Source organism: Marinobacter litoralis (assembly GCF_003336705.1).
In the GTDB taxonomy this organism is placed as follows: Bacteria; Pseudomonadota; Gammaproteobacteria; order Pseudomonadales; family Oleiphilaceae; genus Marinobacter; species Marinobacter litoralis.
Genome location: NZ_QMDL01000001.1, coordinates 1132415 through 1151175, shown reverse-complemented (window position 1 = coordinate 1151175; position 18761 = coordinate 1132415). Strand labels below are relative to the sequence as shown.

Genomic DNA, 18761 nt, shown 5'->3' with positions numbered 1-18761 from the left:
CTCAGGCATCTCCATTGCTAGGTAAGCTGTAGGATTGGCGATACAGGGTCAGGTAGCGGTCAACTTCGGCTTGCCATTGGGCCTCGCTCCAGCCAAGCAGGGGCTGGCACCGGTGACGCAGTTCGGGCAAGAGCGTTTCAGCGCCATTCGGCAATACCAGCCCCAGTCGCGTCCGGCGTAGCAGCAAATCGTCGAGATGGACAACGTATTCCTTGGCGCAAGCCCATTCCAGTTCGGCCCACAAGGTGGTGGTGCCGGGCACGCAGTCCTGTTGTTTTCCGGTAAGCAATGAGGCTAGCTGTTGTCCGTAAAAGCCTTTTAGCCGGTTGAGAGTTAGCTTGTTGGCCATTTGGATGGCGGGTGTTTCCGATGACGCCGAAAATACTCGGGCGCGCTCATCTCTTAAAACCGATGTGTCGCCACCAAAAACCGCTACCAAGGCTTCACGGGCAATTTGGCGGAAGGTTGTGAGCTTTCCGCCAGCAACGCTAACCAGACCTTTGTCGTTTCGCAGTGCGTGCTTACGGTTTTCTTTGGAAGGCGATTTTCCGTCGCCGCTGGTAACGACGGGGCGTACACCCGCCCAGCTCGATAATACGTCCTGAGCTGAAACCGATGAGCTCGGGAAGAGTTTGGATGACACTTTTAGCAGGTAATCGACCTCCGCCCCGGAAATGCTTGGCTCGCGATTCAAATCTTCTTTGTGGTCAAGATCCGTCGTGCCCAAAACGGTTGTATCGCGCCAGGGGAAGGCAAATACCGGGCGGCCATCCTCAGGGTGCAGAAGTGAGACTGCGCAGGTTACCGGAAGCCGCTGCCACGGAAGCACCAGATGACTGCCGCGCAAAGGCCGGATATGCAACGGAGCGTCGTGAGGGCCCTGCTTTTGTAACCGGTCTGCCCAAGCACCGGTTGCATTAATCACACGGTTGGTTTGAATGTGGATGGCGTTTTCGCCTTCCGGCGTTAGTTCGATGCCGCTGACATGACCATTCTCGTCACGTGTAATTGCCGATGCTGCTACGTAATTCAGGCATATTGCGCCATCGGCTTGAGCTTCAGAGATCAAACGCTGCACCAGCCGTGCATCGTCAGTAACGGCGTCAGTAAACCGGCTGGTAGCAATCAGGTTGTCTTGCGCGAGCCCGGGCACCCACTGAAGGGTTTCGCCGGGGCTGAGTTTTTGCCGTGTACGAACACCTGCAAGCTTGTCATACACCGCGAGCAACATTTGGAAGATACGAGGGCCCGGAAACCGGCCTTTAAAATGGGGCATTAGAAACGGTAAAGGCTCAACCAGCCCGGGCGCCTCTTCCATCATTCGTTGCCGTTCGCGCACCGCTTGGCGGGTTAGGCCAATGTGACCGCTGCCCAAGTAACGGAGGCCGCCGTGTACCATTTTGGACGACCGGCTAGAGGTGCCCCAGGCAAAGTCTTTTTGCTCCACCAACAGGGTACGTAAACCGCTGCCTGCCGCTTCACGAGCAGCACCCGCTCCAGTAATGCCACCACCAACAATGACAACATCAAATAGAGAGTTGCTATTCAGTTCTGCCAGTAATTCCTGCCGCGTCTTAGCCATGGCCCGATCAATCCAATAGCGTGGTCGGGTTCAGTCGTTTATCCGGGTCGAAGCTGGTGGTCAGTGCCCGGATAGCCCGCATTCCCAGTTCACCTTTCTCTATTGGCATGAAGGGCGCGTGGTCTTTGCCGACCCCATGCTGATGGCTGATGGTGCCGCCGTTACGAACGATGATTTCAGACGTGGTGTTTTTAAGATGCTTCCAGCGCTCAAGTGTCTCAGCGTAGGTGTCGGCAACACGGAACACGTAAGTGGTGTATATCGAACAGCCTTGACCATAAAAATGAGACAGGTGCGTGAAGACGTGTGACTTCTCCTGTTTATCCTCAAGCCCGGTGCGCAAGCTGGTTTCCATCTTCTCCAGCAAGCGGTCAACGTTCTCCCAGTCTGTTGCTGTCTCCAGCGTGTCAACGGCATAGCCCATCTGCCAGAGCGCTTCGCGAAGGTAGGGCATGGTAAAGCGCTTTTCAGCCCATTTAGAGCCCAGCTTGGTGCCGGTGTATACGCCGTCGTATTCCTTACAGACTTTACGGGCCTGCTTCAGGCTAGCCGATGCTTGGTCTTTCGAGCCGGTCACACCAAAGGTCATCATGCATTTGCCGTCATCCGCGCCACGAAGTGACAAGAACTTCTCTAGAAGACTGATCAGGCCAGGGTGCCCGGCCAGCGCTAGCTGGGTTTCGGTTTCGATTGCATTGCTCAGACGAAGCATGGAAAGCTGAATTCGGTTTTGGACCAGCTTCCGGGCAGCTGTGCGTGCTTTGTCCCAATTTGGGAAGAACACCACATGGAATCGCTCGTGTTCGGGTAGTCGGGTAATACGTGCTTTAACTTCCGTAATCAACCCAAGCCGGCCTTCGGACCCCAGGATCATTTCACGAATATCCGGGCCGGCGCTTGAGGCCGGGATGGTCGGGATTTCAAGTGTTCCCTGAAGCGTTTCGATACGACCGCCCGCAAATAGCTGTTCAATGCGGCCATAACGCAGCGACTGTTGGCCGCTTGAGCGCGATGCAACCCATCCGCCGATAGTGGACAGCTCGAAAGACTGGGGGAAATGCCCCAGTGTGTATCCGTGAGCGCGAAGTTGCGATTCAACCAACGGGCCGGGGGTGCCTGCACCAAAGGTGGCCAGCTGGCTGTCACGATCGAGATCAATTAGGCGATTCATATTGGCCAAGCTCACCGTGAGCACAGGCTTACCTTGATCAACAGGGTTGATGTGGCCGGCCACGCTGGTGCCGCCACCGTACGGAATCAGGTGAACATCGTTCTCCTGAACGTACTTGAGAAGTTTCTGCACTTCTGAATTGGTGCTAGGCAGGGCGACCCCATCCGGGAAAAGACCAATTTCTCCGCTGCGCATCGCCAGCCAATCTGGAAGGCTTTGGCCGCGAGCGTGGCGAACCCGAATTTCAGGGCTCGTATCGATCAGATCGCTCAAGCCGTCAAGGGAGGGGAGGCGAGATTCCGGAACTTTGGCGCACACATCCTCAAGTGTGCAATCGTTCAGCGCACTGGCTTGCCCGATACGTTCAGCCAGAAAATCCTGGCCGCCCTCTGGGATATCCAAGTTAAATTTGTCATCACCCCAACCGTTCCAGCGTCGCATCTATGCCTACTCCATTATTTGTAAGTTAGCGGCATTCTATAGAGTAGCGGGTAAAAGTGTGTGTCGGTGGGCGACAACCTGACTGTCATTTTGCGACAGTTGTCGTAAAAACATAGTTCAGGGGGTAAGGGCGCTGTTCAGTCGTTCATTGAGATCCTGCCAGCGCTCAAGCTTTTTGGCATCTCCAATTCTGGAGCGGCCCCCAGACTCTTGATTGAGCCAAAGTCCGTCGCCGTTAAAGCTGTAAACTGGTTCCAAATCAGTGCGTTGGGAAGCAGGTTTAATCTCGTTTATAAGGTTGTCGAGTACCAGCGGATCCGAGCTTGGGGTCTGGTACCAGGCAAGCACCATGTGCGCCTGGTTCAACTCCAGAGCCTTAACGTACACGATTCGCAGTTGCTCATCGGGAACGCCCATGGCGCGTAAGGTCAGGTACTTGGCGATCGAAAAATCTTCGCAGTCGCCACCGTTTGTTGTGAGTAGCTCTATGGGAGTTGCCCAGTAATCTTCCTCGCCCCAATGCCGAATGTCACTGATGAAACGAACTCGATTAAAGAATGAGTTCACCAGTTTCAGTTGTCGGTCTACGGGTGCGTTGGCGGCGAGGGCGTGCAGGCGCTGCCAGTTTTCCAGGCGTTGATGTGCTTCTTGTCCGAAGTCTCTAAGTACATAGTTCATCAGCTGATCGCTGAGTTCCAGCGCGCTGGCGAAGGTTACTGCTAGCAATAAAGGCAGAATGAAGGAACGGCGTGGGCGGAGTATGGCGGCCGTTTCCATAGGAAGCCTCAGTTATTATTCCGTAGCCGCTGGCGCAATTGCTCCAAGCGCTTTCGGATTTCTTCCCGTCGTTGCTGCTGGCTGGTTGATTGAGGATCAGGAGCGCTTCGTTGTGCTTGCTCTTGCTGTTGAATAGGCGCTGTCGTGGTTTGTTGGTTTGTTTCTGTATCAGCCATGAATACCCCCGTGCTTTTTTCCGCTTCGGGGAAATACAGATTTTCCAGCTTGCCTTGGCGCTCAATGATCACGCGATTCGGAAACACGGTTCGAAGCGTTGCATTGCCGGGAAGCGGTTTGCCTACGAGGTAGGCCTCGGTATTGCCCTTATCATCCTCGATCAAAGCGCTGCCAGGGAATTCTCCGTCAGCTGCCAAAACGCCTCTTAGGGACAGTCTAAGATTGGTTTCCGGCAGGTTTTCCGTAGTTTCATTTGGAGCTTCGCCAGAGGCAGAGGGGCTGCCAAATACCGGTAAACTAGCCAGCTGCACTTGGGGAACGTTGTTGCCTGAATTAGCCGTTGCGTCGGCAGTTTGGATCGGCTCGGGTATCGAGGCCTGTTGCTCGGATTGCCAGAATTGATAACCCTGCCAGGCGGTTATGCCAACCATGGCCAGCGCAACAGCAATAGTAAGAATAAGTGAAATCTGTTTTGGTGTGGCTAGCATCAGCAATCCTGAACACGATTGGCGTGAACTTTAAAAAGCCCACAGGTTATCAGACTGAACGTAATTAGTGGCAGTATAGTGTACAGAGTTGTTTAGTGGTTCCCATTCCTGTGGTAGCCTTTTTGAATGCTGACAGTATGACAGGTTGGGATAACACTGGCCCTATAACAAAAACCAGTGAACAGACGGATTTAACGAGGGAAAGTTGATCACCGAAACCGAAATTCAGCCGCAAGATTCGCCGCTGGGCAGACTTCCGTTCACCTTTGCCAAGCGTAACGGCGTAATCCTCACCCGGAACGAACAAGGCGATCCGGTGATTCTTGTTCGGCCTGGTGCTTCCCATACCGCCCTTGCCGAAGCCAATCGGGTGAGTGGTGGTCGTGCCCGCTTTTCCACCATTGAAGCCAGTCGGTTCGACGAAGCCCTTAACGCTGCTTACCAGAATGATTCTGCTGAAGCGATGCAGATGGTCGAGGGTATTGGCGATGATATGGACCTGGCATCGCTGGCAGATTCGGTGCCTGAGACAGAAGATCTTCTGGAGCAAGAAGACGACGCTCCAATCATTCGTTTGATCAACGCCATCCTGACCGAGGCTGTTAAAACCAGTGCATCAGACGTTCACATCGAGACCTATGAAAAGCACTTGATCGTTCGCTTCCGTATTGATGGTGTATTGCGAGAAGTCGTGCAGCCGAAGCGTGCGCTGGCACCTTTGCTGGTCTCTCGTATCAAAGTTATGGCAAAGCTCGATATTGCGGAAAAGCGAATCCCGCAAGATGGCCGAATTGCACTGCGGGTTGCCGGCAGAGAAGTGGATATCCGGGTGTCTACCATGCCTTCTTCAAGCGGTGAGCGCGTGGTACTGCGCTTGCTGGACAAACAGGCCGGCGCTATTCGTCTTGAATCGTTGGGCATGGGCGAAAACGATCTGAAAACCCTGCGTAAGTTGATTCATCGTCCTTACGGAATTCTGCTAGTCACCGGGCCAACCGGCTCTGGTAAATCCACATCGCTGTATGCGGGCCTACAAGAAATTAATGACCGCAGCCGAAACATTCTGACGGTCGAAGACCCGATCGAGTATAACTTGCCCGGTATTGGCCAGACCCAGGTAAACCAAAAGGTGGATATGACCTTTGCCCGGGGGTTGCGGGCCATTCTTCGTCAAGACCCTGACGTGGTCATGATTGGGGAGATCCGGGATCTGGAAACGGCAGAGATCGCGGTGCAAGCGAGTTTGACCGGCCACTTGGTGCTATCCACCTTGCACACCAATACGGCCGTCGGCGCGATTACGCGGTTGATGGATATGGGGATCGAACCTTTCCTGATTTCATCCAGTCTGGTGGGCATCGTTGCCCAGCGATTGGTGCGCGTATTGTGCGATCAATGCCGTGAACCCTACATTCCTACGGAAGAACATTGTGAATTCTTGCAGCAGGATCCTGCCAATCCGCCCACCATTTTCCGTGCCAAAGGGTGCGAGCACTGTAATCAGTTAGGGTATCGAGGCCGGGTTGGTATCTATGAGGTTGTAGAGGTCACCGAGGCGTTAGGCGCTCAGATTCACAAGCGGGCAGGGGAGCTCGAGCTTGAACACGAAGCCCGTAAAATGAGCCCAAGCATTCACTCTGACGGTGTCCGGAAAATTCTTGATGGCGTGACCACCGTGGAAGAAGTACTGCGCGTTACCCACCGGAGCAAATAATCCATGCCGGCATTCGAGTACAAAGCGCTGGACCCGAGGGGTAAGCAAAAGCAGGGTGTTGTCGAAGCCGATGCGGCGAGGGCAGTGCGCCAGCAATTGCGTGAGAAAGGCCTGACACCCCTGTCGGTGCAACCGGCAGTTGAAAAGCAAACACGAAGCAATCCGTTAAGTAGCCGTGGCTCTTTAACGGCTTCAGACCTGGCGTTGGTAACCCGCCAACTGGCAACGTTGATTCAATCCGGCATTCCCATCGAACAGGCCCTGAGTGCGACAGCCCAGCAAACTGCGAAACCCCGTATTCGGGGCATGTTAATCGCTATTCGTTCCAAGGTGATGGAAGGCTATACGCTGGCGGACAGCTTTGGCGAATTCCCCAAGGCGTTCCCGCGCCTGTACCGTTCGACCGTCGCCGCGGGTGAGCATGCAGGGCACCTGGATCTTGTTTTGAACCGGTTGGCGGATTACACCGAAAGCCGGCAGGAAGCTCGGCAGAAAATACAGCTTGCTGCCATTTATCCGATCATTCTAAGTATCGTCGCCATTTCCATCGTGGTGTTCCTGCTGACCTACGTGGTGCCAGACATCATTGAAGTGTTCTTGAAACAAGGACAGGAATTGCCCGGCCTAACGATGGCTATGCTGGCTGTGTCGGATTTTTTGGGCAGTTTCGGTGTCTATCTTCTAATCCTGTTGGTACTTGGAATCATCGGATTCCGGGTTGCCTTAACCAAACCGCGGTTTAGGTTAAAATTTCATAAACAGCTTCTGCATTTGCCGATGTTTTCTGGCATGGTGCGCGGGGTGAATACTGCTCGTTATGCCAGCACACTAAGCATTCTCACGACAAGTGGGGTGCCATTGGTTGAAGCCATGCGCATTGCCGGTGAGGTGTTATCGAATGATTTTCTTCGACAAGAACTACGGGAAGCGGCTCGCAAGGTAAGCGAGGGCGGTTCGTTGCATCGGGCTTTGGATCAGACCGGTTACTTTCCTCCGATGATGCTGCATATGATTGCCAGCGGGGAGTCCAGTGGTGAACTGGACAGCATGCTGGAGCGAACGGCACGAATGCAGGAAAATACCCTTCAATCCAAAATCGCCGCGATCGTTGGCCTGTTTGAACCAATGATGCTGTTGATCATGGGGGTGGTGGTATTGATCATCGTTCTTGCGATCATGCTGCCGATTCTGAACATGAGCAATTTGGTGGGCTAACCTGAGCCCGCCCACCAGCAGGCATTCCGAACGCATTACAATTAAGATCCACCAGTAAATGACGAGTGACATTATGAGCAACAGACTGAACCGGAAATTAGCCACGTCAAAAGGCTTCACGCTGATCGAAATCATGGTCGTGATGGTCATACTGGGCCTGTTGGTCGCCATTGTGGCGCCAAACATAATGGGGCGAAGTGATCAGGCGAAAGTAACCGTTGCCGAAACCCAGCTAAGCAACATCGCCAACGCGTTGGATTTATATCGTCTCGATAACAGCCATTACCCGTCCACCCAGCAAGGACTGGAAGCACTGGTTCGTAAGCCCAGCGGTAGCCCAGAGCCTAAGAACTGGAACCCGGACGGTTACCTGAAAGCTGTTCCTGAAGATCCTTGGAACAACGAATATCAGTACGTTAGCCCGGGCACGGAAGGGCCCTACGATCTGTATTCTTATGGATCTGACGGGCAGGAAGGCGGTGATGGTGATGCCGCAGACATCAGTGTTTGGAATACCGAGAAGTAATTGTTTGTGAACCCCAGGGCAACTCATTCAGGCTTTACGCTGATCGAAATACTGGTTGTCCTCATTATTGTCGGGCTGCTGGCATCGCTTGCCGTCTTTAGCATGGGCGGTAATTCTCAGCAACGGGAGCTCGAAAGCCACGTTCGCGAGCTTTACCTGCTTATGCAGACCGCTTCAGAACAGGCCGTTCTCAACAACCTGGAACTGGGTTTACTACTGGAAGACGACGGCTATCAGTTTGTCGCGTTCCAGGATGAATCCGGTGACTGGAAACCGTCTGGAGAACGGCTGTTTCACCAGCGGACCTTCCCTGAATGGATGGCTGTTACAAAATTCGTTGAAAGTGATGCCCCCCGCTTAACATCGGCAGAGGATAAGCTCCGCCCCACCATCGTGTTTTTTTCCAGCGGAGAAAGCACGCCTTTCGAAATTGAGTTCACCATTGGAAGCGATAGCGATCTGATGCACTCTTTGGCTTCGGATGGCGTGTCACCGCTCGAGTGGCGCGAGCCGGGTTCTGAGGACGAAGAATGGTAAAGCTGCAGAAGGGCTTCACCTTACTGGAAGTGCTCATCGCACTGCTCGTATTCAGCCTCATAGCAACCGCGGCTGCGGAAGTGGGGAGTCAGTATATTTCCAGTTTCGAGAGAGTTCGGGATAAAACTCTTGCTGGCTGGATTGCCGAAAATCGAATTAATGAATTGCGTCTTCAGGAAACGCTTCCCGGCACCTCTGAGAGCTCCACTGATACAGAATTTGGCACCTACCGTTGGCAAGTCACCACGGTAGTGCAAGGCACTGCCGAACCCTCTATGAGGCGGGTAGAGGTGACCGTTGCGAAATACCCCGAAGAGAAGAATGATCCCTATCCGGTACACTCTTTGTCCGCGTTCTTGGGGGAAAAATGATGCATCCGAACGGCTTTCAACGCGCGCAGTCGGGCTTCACCCTAATGGAAATGCTCATCGCTGTGACCATTACGGCCGTGATTGGTTTGGGCGTGTGGCAGGTCGTCAGCAGCGTGGTGAACTCCAGAGACAGAGTCAATGCATTAGCCGGGCAGTTTGACGGTTTGCAAAAAGCCATGCTGTTACTGGAAAGAGACATCACCCAAGTGGTGAACCGGTCAGCACGAGATGTATACGGAGACTTCAAACCATCATTAACCTCCAGAGAGGATGCATTCGAACTGCTACTTACCCGGCAAGGCTGGCGCAACCCCCTGGGATTAAGGCGAAGCGGTCTACAACGTGCAGGGTGGGAATACACCGGTACAGAGCTTCGGCGCCGGTATTGGCCCGTTGTAGATCAAGGTCAGGATGAAGACAGTCGAGACATTCTGTTGCTGGAAGATGTCGATACGTTCGAAATTCGTTTCTTGGACGAAGACGGCAAGTGGCACGACACTTGGCCGACCGATCAAACCGTGGCGACTATGACTCCCGGCCAAAGGCCGGTCATTGCACTACCCATGGGATTGGAAGTCACGCTCGAGCACAAGCGATTCGGAGAGATTGTTCGGCTGTTTACGTTACCCGATTTCTCGCAAGATCAGGCTCAGTCGGTGGTTAATCAGCAACTTGAAGGCGCATCAGACGATGCAGCAGAAGGTACGGATGAAACCGCTGCCGAGGGTGGATCATGAGTTCGTTAAACCCCATCAACCGAAAAGGTCAGTCGGGTGTGGCACTCATCATGGTTCTATTGGCCATGGCGCTGGTGGTTCTGCTTGCGACGGGTATGACCAAGCAACAAAGTCTACGCATATACAAGGCCGGGCATTATCTTGCTCAGCAGCAAGGGCACAGCATTGCTCTGGGCGCTGAAGAATTTGCCAAGCGAATCCTGATTCGCGATTACGAAGAAGACAAAGAAGACGGCAGCATGGTGGACAGCCCGGACGAGTTTTGGGCGATGCACGCGGCCGTACTGCCCCTTGATGAAAACGGTGTGGTTGAAGTCCAGATTGATGATCTCGGGGGGCGAATCAATCTCAACGATTTGATCGCAACCAATGGCGAAGTGGACCCGCTCACGAAAGATCGCCTCTCACGGCTCTTGATTGCGTTGGGTATCAATGGGCTGAATGTGGATACCCTGATTGATTGGATTGATTCAGACGACCAAACTGTCAGCGCCTATGGCGCTGAAGATGGCCAGTATTTGATGGCCGATCCCGGTTTCAGGACTGCAAACCAGCCTTTTGTCTCAGTTACTGAACTAAGATTGATTGAGGGCATGACAGAAGAGATTTATGTCGCACTTCGTCCTCACGTAGCCGCGCTGCCGGTGACGGGTATTGGCATTAACGTTAACAGCGCCACAGCACCGGTGCTGATGTCTCTACACAGTGAGCTTAACCAAGCTCAGGCAGAGGCAATCATTGCCAAAAGGGAAGAAGAGCGGTTCGAAAACATTCAGGATTTTCTGGCCTTACCCGAATTCTCCGGGTTGGGCTTAAAACGAAATGGCTTAAGCTTGCAAACACGCTTTTTTGAAGTTGTATCACGGATTACCTACGATAATCGTGTCGTAAATATGGTCAGCACGGTGTTTCGTAATCCGGAAGGTGAGGTCCGAACGGTTCACAGGGATACGGGACAAAAGAACAGGATCTCCAAGGAACCTTACACTTTCTCAGAAGGATAACCATGTCTTATCGTCTCTATGTGCGACCACTGTCGCCATTTGCCGACCCGGAGCAGAGCCCGGATGCCCAGCTTTATAGCTGGGTATTGCACGATGCCAGCGGCGACGCTCAGGCGCGGGGCAGTGCTGACCCCAAAGCCGTGATCGAACAGACATTGGCACAGAACGCGCTGGATAAGGTGCTGCTGATCGGCTTGATCCCGGGTGATGAAGCCGCGTTTTGCATAGCGGATATCCCGGCCAAACAAAGCCGGTTTGTTCAGCAAGCGCTACCGTATGCGGTTGAAGAGCAGATTGCCCAAGACATCGAAACGGTTCATTTGGCTCTGGGAAAGCATACCGACGAGGGCTATTTGGTTGCAGCAATTGATTTAGCCCAAATGGAGCGTTGGAAGAACCTGTTCTCGGGTTGGGATCAGGTGCGGCTGGATGCGATTTACCCGGATGCCTCTTTACTACCTGCTCCCGATTCGGGCTGGATGATGTGCTTGGACGACGACTTTGTGCTCATGCAAAGCGAGCGAGGGGAATGGCTAAGGATGCAAGCCGATAATCTGCCTTTGTTCGCTATGACCATGGCGGCGCCATCGTCGGAAGAAGTTGTCGCTGAAATCCCTGTGCAGCTATACGGTGTTGAAACCGAACTAGAGCGCCAGCAACCCTTGGTGAACGAGCTATCAGGTTCCACGGGCCGTGTGGACGTTCAGCAGAAAGCTTTGGAACTTTCTGTCCTTGAATTTCTGGCGTGGTCTCACCATCAGCATTTATGCCATCCGGTGAATCTGTGTCAGGGCGTTTTTTCGGTAAAAGTTTCCGGTTCGAGTCCGTTAAAGCCTTGGAAACCCTTAATTGCGGTTGCCTCGCTTTGGTTCGTGATTCAAGTTGGCCTGAATATCGGGGTAGGAACGTATCACCAACAACAGGCTGATGAACTCAAATCTCAGGCGATGGCCATTTACCGGCAAGCCTTTCCCGCTGATCGCCGTACTCACGCCGGAAATGTTCGGCGCGTCATTGAAGGGCAGTTGCGGGTGGCTGGATCTCAGGGTGCAGATGTCGATTTCATAACGCTGATGAAGTTTACCGGCGACCAGTACGGCCGTCTGGCGGGCGCTGGAGCGGTGACGTTTAATTCGATTAATTACAGCCGCACTCGTGGTGAGCTGGTGGTTGATGTTCGGGCTGACAGCTATGATCGCCTCAGTCGCTTGCGCAATGGATTGGCCGACCAAGGCTTGCAGGCGCAGATCGGCTCGGTGGTTAATGAATCGAACGGTGCTCGCGGTCGTTTAACGGTTTCAGGAGGATAAACGATGTTTCAGCGCCTAAAAGATCATCCCGCCATTGAAAAAATGGTAGCCCGATACGATCAATTACCGCAAAGGGATCGTCAGGCTTTGACAGTTCTGCTTATAGCCTTGGCAATTGCGGTACTGTATTTTGCGATTTGGCGACCGGTTTCGGATTATCGCAGCAGCGCAGAAACCAGTCGCGAGAATGCCGGTGAATTGTTGGCCTGGATTCAGGCAAACGAAAACACCATACAGCGGCTTGGTAGCGCAGGATCCGGCAACTCGGCTTCCAGTGCAACCGATCGCCCGGAAGATGGCCGTGCGCTGATGGCTCTGGTGACCCGGTCTGCCGGGGAAGCGGGCCTTTCGCTGCAGCGCTTTGAACCGTCGGGCAACAACGCCATTCGGGTATGGATGGAAGATGTTCCGTATGCGGATGTAGCCGCTTGGTTGGAGCGTTTGGATGCTCAGCATGGAATTCTGATCGATCAAGCCGCCATGGATAAAGGTAATGAACCCGGGAAGGTATCCGTCCGACTGACTCTTGCCATCTGATTTGTTGGCTTTTTATAGGATTTACAGGAGACAGAGTGTCTAGTTCCCACGATTTTGACCTGATTATTATTGGCGCCGGTTCCGGCGGAGTTCGCCTGGCCAGAATGTCGGCGCAAACTGGTGCAAAGGTAGCGGTTGTTGAATCCCGCTATCTCGGTGGAACCTGCGTAAACGTGGGTTGCGTGCCTAAAAAGCTGTTTGTATACGGTGCTCACGTCAGGGATGAATTGGAAGACGCACAAGGCTATGGCTGGAACATTCCCTCCGATGATGTGAGTTTCGACTGGCCAACACTGGTTGCCAACAAGAACACCGAAATTGAGCGGCTTAACGGGATATACGGCCGGATGCTCGAAAATGCCGGTGTTACGATCATTGAAGGTACTGCCAGTATCGTTGATCCGGAAACCATTGCGGTGGGAGACAAGCAATACTCCACCAAACACATCACGATTGCGACCGGTAGTTGGCCGGTTATTCCGGACATTCCCGGGAAAGAGTGTTTGCTCACCTCGAATGAAATGTTTTATCTGCCACAACTGCCCCGTCATGCCGTGGTCTGGGGTGGTGGGTACATAGCGGTCGAGTTCGCTGGGATTCTCGCAGGGCTTGGGGTAGAAACCACTTTGTTGTATCGCGGGGATTTGTTCCTTCGTGGTTTTGATGACGATATTCGCCGCTTTACCGAGCAGGAAATGCGCAAAAAGGGCATAGACTTGCGCTTTAACGTGACGATCGACTCCGTAGAGCCCGATGATGCCCTCTACAAAGTAAACTTAAGCGATGGCAGTAGCCTTAAGACAGGCCTGGTCATGGCAGCAACCGGCCGCCGCGCTTTGGTTGATGGGTTAGGGCTTGAGAAGGTCGGAGTCGAGCTCAATGAGTCGGGTCATATTGTCGTCGATGAACATTTCCGTACGTGTGTTCCGTCAATCTCAGCACTTGGTGATGTGATTGGTACCCCGCAACTTACTCCGGTTGCTTTGGCGCAAGCGATGGTACTCACTCGTCGCCTGTTTGGTGATGGTCAGGGGGACATGGATTACAGCGCTATTCCGACCGCCGTGTTCTGTCAGCCTAACATTGGCACCGTGGGTTTAACCGAAGAGGAAGCGATTGCAGCGGGTTATCGTTTGCGGATATACCGGTCTGATTTCCGCCCGATGAAATACACCTTGAGCGGCCGTGATGAACGGTGCCTGATGAAGCTCGTTGTTGATGATCAAACAGACAAGGTGCTTGGTGCTCACATGGTTGGGCCTGATGCTGGGGAAATCACTCAAGGTTTAGCCGTTGCAATTAAAGCTGGGGCAACCAAAGCTCAGTTTGACTCGACATTGGGTATCCACCCAACGTCTGCAGAAGAGTTCGTGACTATGCGCTCGCCTGTTCAGTAGCTGGCAAATCAAAGGGTATCTCGAAACGTAACGAGGTACCCTGACCCATATCCAGCTCAATCTGAACGTGCCCGCCCATCAGTTCGACCAACCTCTGAACCATCGCCAGATTAAAGCCCGGCCCGCCGAATCGAGAGTGTGTGTGCGGGTTGTGAATGGTGTTGGCGTTGTGAGTGCTCGAGCTGGAATCACGTAGCGTGCAAGACATCAAAACATGCTGTTCATCTATGCTCACCCACGTAGTCCGTACCGTGATGAAGCCATTACTGGTCATCTCAAGCGAGTTATCGAGTAATCCGCTAAGCACCTGTCTGACGCGCGGCGCATCTCCTATTACCGTAGCCGGTTCCGGCCAGTCACCTAAATACAGAGATTCAAGAGACAGCTCTTGTAGTTCCGCGGCATGGCGGTAAGAAGCAACGCAGTTGGAGATCAGCTCCCGGAGGTCAAACGGTTTAGCGTCCAATGCTTTTGCCTCAGTGTCCAAGTGGGCATAATCCAACATATTGGAGATGACCGTTAGCAAGTCCTGAAGCGACTTTTTCGCGGTAGTGAGATAATCCTTCTGTTGCGGAGAAAGTTCTTCTTGCTCGATGTGTTTGATCATGCCGATCACACCAGTCAAAGGTGTGTTGAGCTCTTGACGCATGCTCGCCAGAAACTCTGATTTCACCCTGTTCGCGTGCTCTGCTTTAGCCCGCTCTGATTCTGAAACAGAGAGGGTTTCGTCACGGGTTGTTTTCAAATCCTGTAGGCGTTCAGCCAACTCATTAAGTTGGTGTTGCAAATCGACAATTTCACCCGCGACACCCTTTGTATTTATAGGTTCAAGGCGATAGTTGCCACGAATAAGGCTGCCAACCCGGCTGCCGAGGTTTTGCATCGAACGAAGAATATTGCCCAGAAACAGTTGTACTAACACGATGGCGAACAAAAGCGTACCGCCGCCAACTGCTAAGGAAGACCACCATATGTTTTGAAGCTTCAGGTCCAAAGCTTCGGTTCTCACGGCGACTTGAACACTGCCTATTCGCAGAATACCTGCACCGGACTCCCATCCGGATTGGAACCATTTCCCCCCGTCGTTCTCCTCAAGCATCAATGGTTCCTGAAAAATTTCAGACTCGAACACTTGGTACTGGGGAGCGGTGATATCGATGCTCTGCTCTTCCGCACTGGCGAAACCTATTTCCTCACCGACGACATCTATCACTCTTACCCAATGCGCATCGCTGTGCTCAAGGGCATTATCGAGAACTTGTTCCAATGCAAAGCTGTTGCCCGAGACAATCGCGTATTCAAGAACCGGAGCGAGGTTGTCGGCCAATAGCTGGCTGCTCTGCGCCATTGAACTTCGCGCATCATCCATCCTGACAGAGGTGAAAAAAGCGACAAGAACAGTGAACATCAAAACCGCAGGTAAAAGACCGAGCAATAACAAACGTCGTGATAGTGAAAGAGATACGGTGCGCTTTCGAGGTTTAATCATCGAAAAGCTCCTGAGACGGATTCAGGAGTAACTTATTAATGATATTTGAAATTTCCTCAGGCTGGCCCAAGGGAATGTTGAGCGAGTGCGCGACCTGTTTGTTGACTTCAACGTTGTAGGTTTCTGGATAGCTCGCTGGTGGGAACTCTCCGTTTTTTAGGTAGTAGATCAGGAATTCAGCGGTTTTATCCGCCATTGAAGAATAAGTGGGGTAGCTGGATGCGATTGATCCGGCCTTTACATAGGCCTGGCTCGGCCCGACCAATATTTTGTTTCGCCGATAGGCGGTGAGGAGGATATGTTTGATGTTCCGTGGATGATAAATATCCGGGTCTGGCGTGCCTAAAAGGAAGTCGCCGTAGTTCAACGCTCGTATAAGAGTAGGTATAAGCTGATCTTGCTTCGTTACGAAAAACACCTGGCCTTGCAACCCATAGTCTGGGAGACGTTCTAATAAAGAAGCATACAGAGATCGGTTATGAGGGCTGGCTAACACAGCCACTTTGGTCGCGTGTGGCAGAATGGCTTTGCCTGTGAGTGCTTGGCGTAGCAAAGGTACATCGTAGAGTATGGCGCTTATCTTTCCCGAGGTTTCATGGGGGTATTTGTCGAGAAACTGTTGCTCAATCAGGGTGCCAAGTATGGGTACATCCCGCTTTGCACGGTACAAACGGTCAAATGCTTTTGGGCCTATGGTAATGACAGGCTGGTTGGGCAGCGTCCCCAAGTCAGCGCTAGGGGGGACCAGGTTCAGCTCAACATTCGGACCCACTCGATCTTCAATCAAACCGATGAAATAGGCATCCAGTGCCTGCTTCCCTGAACCAATGACCGTCACCGGATGAGCACCGTTGTATTCAGTTTGAGAGTGGGCGCTCAGAGGCCATCCTGACCAAAGGATACATATGGCGACTAGGTTCAGAAGGAATTTTACGTTCAAAATCTAACGCCTGCTTCTACGAAGAACTGGTTGTGGTCTTCAATATTGTTGTCTGAGCTAAGCTCTGGCTCCCGGTTCAGGTAGTGCTGCATCGTAACCGCAATTTCGGCCGTATAATCCGTTCGAAAAAACTGTTTCGCCAATCGAACATCGATGCGTTCAAATTGGTTTTCGGTGCGCAGAAACTCGTCGGCCCAGTAGAATGCGGACGATGCTTTCAGATCAAAGGGGAAATCCTGGATGATCGAAAAACTGCCCGAGTGTCGGGTAGACATTCGGGAAAGCAGGCCTTTCTGGTACTCATGCTGCTTAGTGTCCACTTCACCTGAAGCGTCTAGAATCGGTGGGCCAACGTAGCGTGAATCCTGATCAAGATAGGCATAGGTCGCTCGCAGTGCTGTGTTCGGGTAGGCGAGCGTCGCCTCCACTTCAAATCCTTTTTGGTCAACATCAACATTGTTGCCCAGTGTCCATTGGGCCAACTGAATAACGCCGCTGATCATATCGCGCATCTGATCTTTAAAGCCGCGCACCTCTACAGAAAGTAGCGCAGACTCTAGCGGGAACTGGCCGAAATAGCTGATCTCATGGGATGTAATACGCTCCTCGTCGAGATCCCTGCCGAGCGTTAAAGCATGGGGCGCCTGAGCAGCATCAACAATGGTTATCCGGCGCCCTTCGAGATCAGAATACATGGCAGGAGCTACGTTGGTGAGTGTAAACCCTGTATTGGGGCTCTGTTCGAAGGAGTCCGGGGTTCTTACTGCCTGAGAGTATACGAACCGAATTGCGTGGTGGCTATTGATAACAAAATTGGTGGCAACCCGTGGTGAAAAATAGCCTTCATCGGTGGTACTGGAATGCTCCCAGTTGCCACCTACGTTCATGGTTACCCAGGTCCAGGGCGTATACTCCAGATTGCCGAAGTAACGAGACTGATAACTGTGTTCACGGCCATTGAAGTAGGTTTCAGATCGAAGAATATTTTTTCGAAAGCCTGCACCAGACACCAGTTTCAGATCGTCGTTGAAGAGTAGGGTGTCTTGAATTTCCAGCTCCAGCCTTGTGTCTTCGTAATCCGCATTGACGTTCGCGCGAAGCGGCGTTTCCCCGGGGATTGGAACCTGGCAAGGTTCCAGGCGGCTGCCATCGTTTGGATCTTGGGTGCGGAAATAAAGCGATGGGCCATTCGGATTCCGCAAACAATTGACAGCCGACTCACCGAGCTCTATGTCATAACGATCTCGGCGATTGAAATTTGAAACACTCGCGAGGACATGAAAAAAGTGATGTTCGGATGTGCTGTGGTTGAACTGACTTTGAATGAAATAATCCCGCACATCAATATTTGGGTGTTCGATGGGGTCTAGCTCACCGCTTTTTCCTTTGTCCTGCTGTTTGATGCCATCTGTGACCCCCGCTTTCACCTCAATGTTCGTACTTCTATTGAACTTGAAGCGAGAGTCATAACCGAACGAATTGATGTTGTGGCCGTCATTGAACGAAACGTGCTCATCACCATCCTCTTGGTAATCGAACCCATCGAATTTGCGTTTCTCATACGAAAGCCGCCAATCTACCGTTTGTCCGGCACCGCCGACTGAAGCGAATGTGCGGATATGGTTACGGGAGCCTCGTGTGACCCGTGTTTCCGCACCCGCTGTGTCCGCCGGGTCACGCGTGATGATATTGATCGTGCCTAAAAAGGCGTTAATACCATAGGCTGCCGAGTTCGGGCCTCTGGCAACTTCTATGCGTTCGATCAACTCTAGTGGCACTGGCATGGTTTCCCAGTCCATGTCCGAAAGTGTGGCTCGGTGGGCCGTTCTGCCATCAACCAGCACCTGCATGCGCCTTTGCTCATAGTGAACCGTGCCATGATAAGTAACGACGGGTTGATGGCTCCCGACAAAGTTAACGGTCATCCCTGGTACCAGCCGAAACACTTCGTACAGATTCATAATGCCAAGATCGCGGATCTTGTCGCCCTGAATGACCGTAGTGCTGCCTGGCACCCGGGTTTTTGGTTGCCTGAGGCGGGTAGTGGTGAGAACTTGAGGAATGTCGCTGTCAAACTCGTGCAGCCCATCGTTGAAAGAAGGGTTCTCGGCGCTCGCAGATAGGGGTACGGTGAACCCTAAACCGCTGACTATTATTGACCAACCAACATGTTTTGCGAATTTCTTGGTATTCAGAATGCGGTACAAGCAATTCGTCTCTGGCATAGTAGTCGTTCTATAATTAGGAATTCATCGTGCGAATTTAGTTGCATATATTCTCCAATCCTAGGAGAACCAAAATCATTTGTCTCTATAAAGTTTACAGAGGCGACATATTCGGAGTGATTG

General features: G+C 52.5%; 17 protein-coding genes. 10 read left to right on the top strand and 7 right to left on the bottom strand.

Features of this window, described 5'->3' with window-relative positions; all coding sequences use genetic code 11:
- Position 1: 1 nt before the first annotated feature.
- From DOQ08_RS05340 to DOQ08_RS05325, 4 genes are all read right to left on the bottom strand, one after another.
- Positions 2 to 1582 carry a glycerol-3-phosphate dehydrogenase/oxidase gene (locus DOQ08_RS05340; protein WP_114333823.1) on the bottom strand — a complete coding sequence of 527 codons (1581 nt, stop codon included), beginning with the start codon at positions 1580 to 1582 and terminating at the stop codon, positions 2 to 4.
- A gap of 7 nt (positions 1583 to 1589) precedes the next feature.
- Positions 1590 to 3194: an FAD-binding oxidoreductase gene (locus DOQ08_RS05335; RefSeq protein WP_114333822.1), complete on the bottom strand. Its 1605-nt coding sequence runs from the start codon at positions 3192 to 3194 to the stop codon at positions 1590 to 1592.
- Positions 3195 to 3311: 117 nt separating this feature from the next.
- Positions 3312 to 3971: a transglutaminase-like cysteine peptidase gene (locus tag DOQ08_RS05330; protein ID WP_114333821.1), complete on the bottom strand. Its 660-nt coding sequence runs from the start codon at positions 3969 to 3971 to the stop codon at positions 3312 to 3314.
- A gap of 8 nt (positions 3972 to 3979) precedes the next feature.
- Positions 3980 to 4636, bottom strand: a complete 657-nt coding sequence (locus tag DOQ08_RS05325) for a type II secretion system protein N (RefSeq protein ID WP_114333820.1) — start codon at positions 4634 to 4636, stop codon at positions 3980 to 3982.
- A gap of 205 nt (positions 4637 to 4841) precedes the next feature.
- Between DOQ08_RS05325 and gspE the strand changes: the two genes are divergently transcribed.
- The 10 genes from gspE to gorA all read left to right on the top strand — a co-directional run bounded on the left by gspE (position 4842) and on the right by gorA (position 13984).
- On the top strand, positions 4842 to 6350 hold the full coding sequence (gene gspE, locus DOQ08_RS05320) for a type II secretion system ATPase GspE (RefSeq protein ID WP_114333819.1): 1509 nt from the start codon (positions 4842 to 4844) through the stop codon (positions 6348 to 6350).
- Between the two features lie 3 nt (positions 6351 to 6353).
- Positions 6354 to 7565: a type II secretion system inner membrane protein GspF gene (gspF, locus tag DOQ08_RS05315; protein ID WP_114333818.1), complete on the top strand. Its 1212-nt coding sequence runs from the start codon at positions 6354 to 6356 to the stop codon at positions 7563 to 7565.
- A 73-nt stretch (positions 7566 to 7638) separates the two neighbouring features.
- Positions 7639 to 8091: a type II secretion system major pseudopilin GspG gene (gspG, locus tag DOQ08_RS05310; RefSeq protein WP_114333916.1), complete on the top strand. Its 453-nt coding sequence runs from the start codon at positions 7639 to 7641 to the stop codon at positions 8089 to 8091.
- A 6-nt stretch (positions 8092 to 8097) separates the two neighbouring features.
- Positions 8098 to 8628, top strand: a complete 531-nt coding sequence (gene gspH / locus DOQ08_RS05305) for a type II secretion system minor pseudopilin GspH (RefSeq protein ID WP_114333915.1) — start codon at positions 8098 to 8100, stop codon at positions 8626 to 8628.
- Positions 8622 to 8999: a type II secretion system minor pseudopilin GspI gene (gene gspI, locus DOQ08_RS05300; RefSeq protein ID WP_114333817.1), complete on the top strand. Its 378-nt coding sequence runs from the start codon at positions 8622 to 8624 to the stop codon at positions 8997 to 8999. The genes gspH and gspI overlap by 7 nt, the downstream gene beginning before the upstream one ends.
- The gene (gene gspJ, locus DOQ08_RS05295) at positions 8996 to 9736 is read left to right on the top strand and encodes a type II secretion system minor pseudopilin GspJ (RefSeq protein WP_114333816.1); all 741 of its coding nucleotides are present in this window, start codon (positions 8996 to 8998) and stop codon (positions 9734 to 9736) included. The genes gspI and gspJ overlap by 4 nt, the downstream gene beginning before the upstream one ends.
- Complete coding sequence (gene gspK / locus DOQ08_RS05290) at positions 9733 to 10740, top strand: type II secretion system minor pseudopilin GspK (protein ID WP_114333815.1); 1008 nt, start codon at positions 9733 to 9735, stop codon at positions 10738 to 10740. The genes gspJ and gspK overlap by 4 nt, the downstream gene beginning before the upstream one ends.
- 2 nt (positions 10741 to 10742) lie before the next feature.
- Positions 10743 to 12050: a type II secretion system protein GspL gene (gene gspL, locus DOQ08_RS05285; protein WP_114333814.1), complete on the top strand. Its 1308-nt coding sequence runs from the start codon at positions 10743 to 10745 to the stop codon at positions 12048 to 12050.
- A gap of 3 nt (positions 12051 to 12053) precedes the next feature.
- Positions 12054 to 12587, top strand: coding sequence for a type II secretion system protein GspM (gspM, locus tag DOQ08_RS05280; protein ID WP_114333813.1), 534 nt, complete (start codon positions 12054 to 12056; stop codon positions 12585 to 12587).
- Positions 12588 to 12622: 35 nt separating this feature from the next.
- Positions 12623 to 13984 (top strand): glutathione-disulfide reductase, encoded by a 1362-nt coding sequence (gene gorA, locus DOQ08_RS05275; RefSeq protein ID WP_114333812.1) that lies wholly within the window; start codon positions 12623 to 12625, stop codon positions 13982 to 13984.
- Here gorA and DOQ08_RS05270 read toward each other — a convergent pair.
- The 3 genes from DOQ08_RS05270 to DOQ08_RS05260 are packed head-to-tail and all read right to left on the bottom strand — an operon-like array spanning position 13962 to position 18638.
- Positions 13962 to 15473, bottom strand: coding sequence for a sensor histidine kinase (locus tag DOQ08_RS05270; protein WP_114333811.1), 1512 nt, complete (start codon positions 15471 to 15473; stop codon positions 13962 to 13964). The two genes, gorA and DOQ08_RS05270, sit on opposite strands and share 23 nt — an antisense overlap.
- Positions 15466 to 16413, bottom strand: coding sequence for an ABC transporter substrate-binding protein (locus DOQ08_RS05265; protein ID WP_227537495.1), 948 nt, complete (start codon positions 16411 to 16413; stop codon positions 15466 to 15468). Before DOQ08_RS05265 ends, DOQ08_RS05270 begins: the two co-directional genes overlap by 8 nt.
- A complete protein-coding gene (locus tag DOQ08_RS05260) occupies positions 16410 to 18638 on the bottom strand; it encodes a TonB-dependent receptor plug domain-containing protein (protein WP_114333810.1) in 2229 nt (742 codons plus the stop codon). Before DOQ08_RS05260 ends, DOQ08_RS05265 begins: the two co-directional genes overlap by 4 nt.
- Between the last annotated feature and the right edge of the window lie 123 nt (positions 18639 to 18761).

Bases quoted from the DNA above. Each gene is read 5' to 3' on its own strand.
- gspF (WP_114333818.1), top strand. From the start codon at position 6,354: ATGCCGGCATTCGAGTACAAAGCGCTGGACCCGAGGGGTAAGCAAAAG.
- DOQ08_RS05330 (WP_114333821.1), bottom strand. From the start codon at position 3,971: ATGGAAACGGCCGCCATACTCCGCCCACGCCGTTCCTTCATTCTGCCT.
- DOQ08_RS05260 (WP_114333810.1), bottom strand. From the start codon at position 18,638: ATGCCAGAGACGAATTGCTTGTACCGCATTCTGAATACCAAGAAATTC.
- gspM (WP_114333813.1), top strand. From the start codon at position 12,054: ATGTTTCAGCGCCTAAAAGATCATCCCGCCATTGAAAAAATGGTAGCC.
- gspG (WP_114333916.1), top strand. From the start codon at position 7,639: ATGAGCAACAGACTGAACCGGAAATTAGCCACGTCAAAAGGCTTCACG.
- gspL (WP_114333814.1), top strand. From the start codon at position 10,743: ATGTCTTATCGTCTCTATGTGCGACCACTGTCGCCATTTGCCGACCCG.
- DOQ08_RS05325 (WP_114333820.1), bottom strand. From the start codon at position 4,636: ATGCTAGCCACACCAAAACAGATTTCACTTATTCTTACTATTGCTGTT.
- DOQ08_RS05270 (WP_114333811.1), bottom strand. From the start codon at position 15,473: ATGATTAAACCTCGAAAGCGCACCGTATCTCTTTCACTATCACGACGT.
- DOQ08_RS05335 (WP_114333822.1), bottom strand. From the start codon at position 3,194: ATGCGACGCTGGAACGGTTGGGGTGATGACAAATTTAACTTGGATATC.
- gspJ (WP_114333816.1), top strand. From the start codon at position 8,996: ATGATGCATCCGAACGGCTTTCAACGCGCGCAGTCGGGCTTCACCCTA.
- DOQ08_RS05340 (WP_114333823.1), bottom strand. From the start codon at position 1,582: ATGGCTAAGACGCGGCAGGAATTACTGGCAGAACTGAATAGCAACTCT.
- gspK (WP_114333815.1), top strand. From the start codon at position 9,733: ATGAGTTCGTTAAACCCCATCAACCGAAAAGGTCAGTCGGGTGTGGCA.
- gspI (WP_114333817.1), top strand. From the start codon at position 8,622: ATGGTAAAGCTGCAGAAGGGCTTCACCTTACTGGAAGTGCTCATCGCA.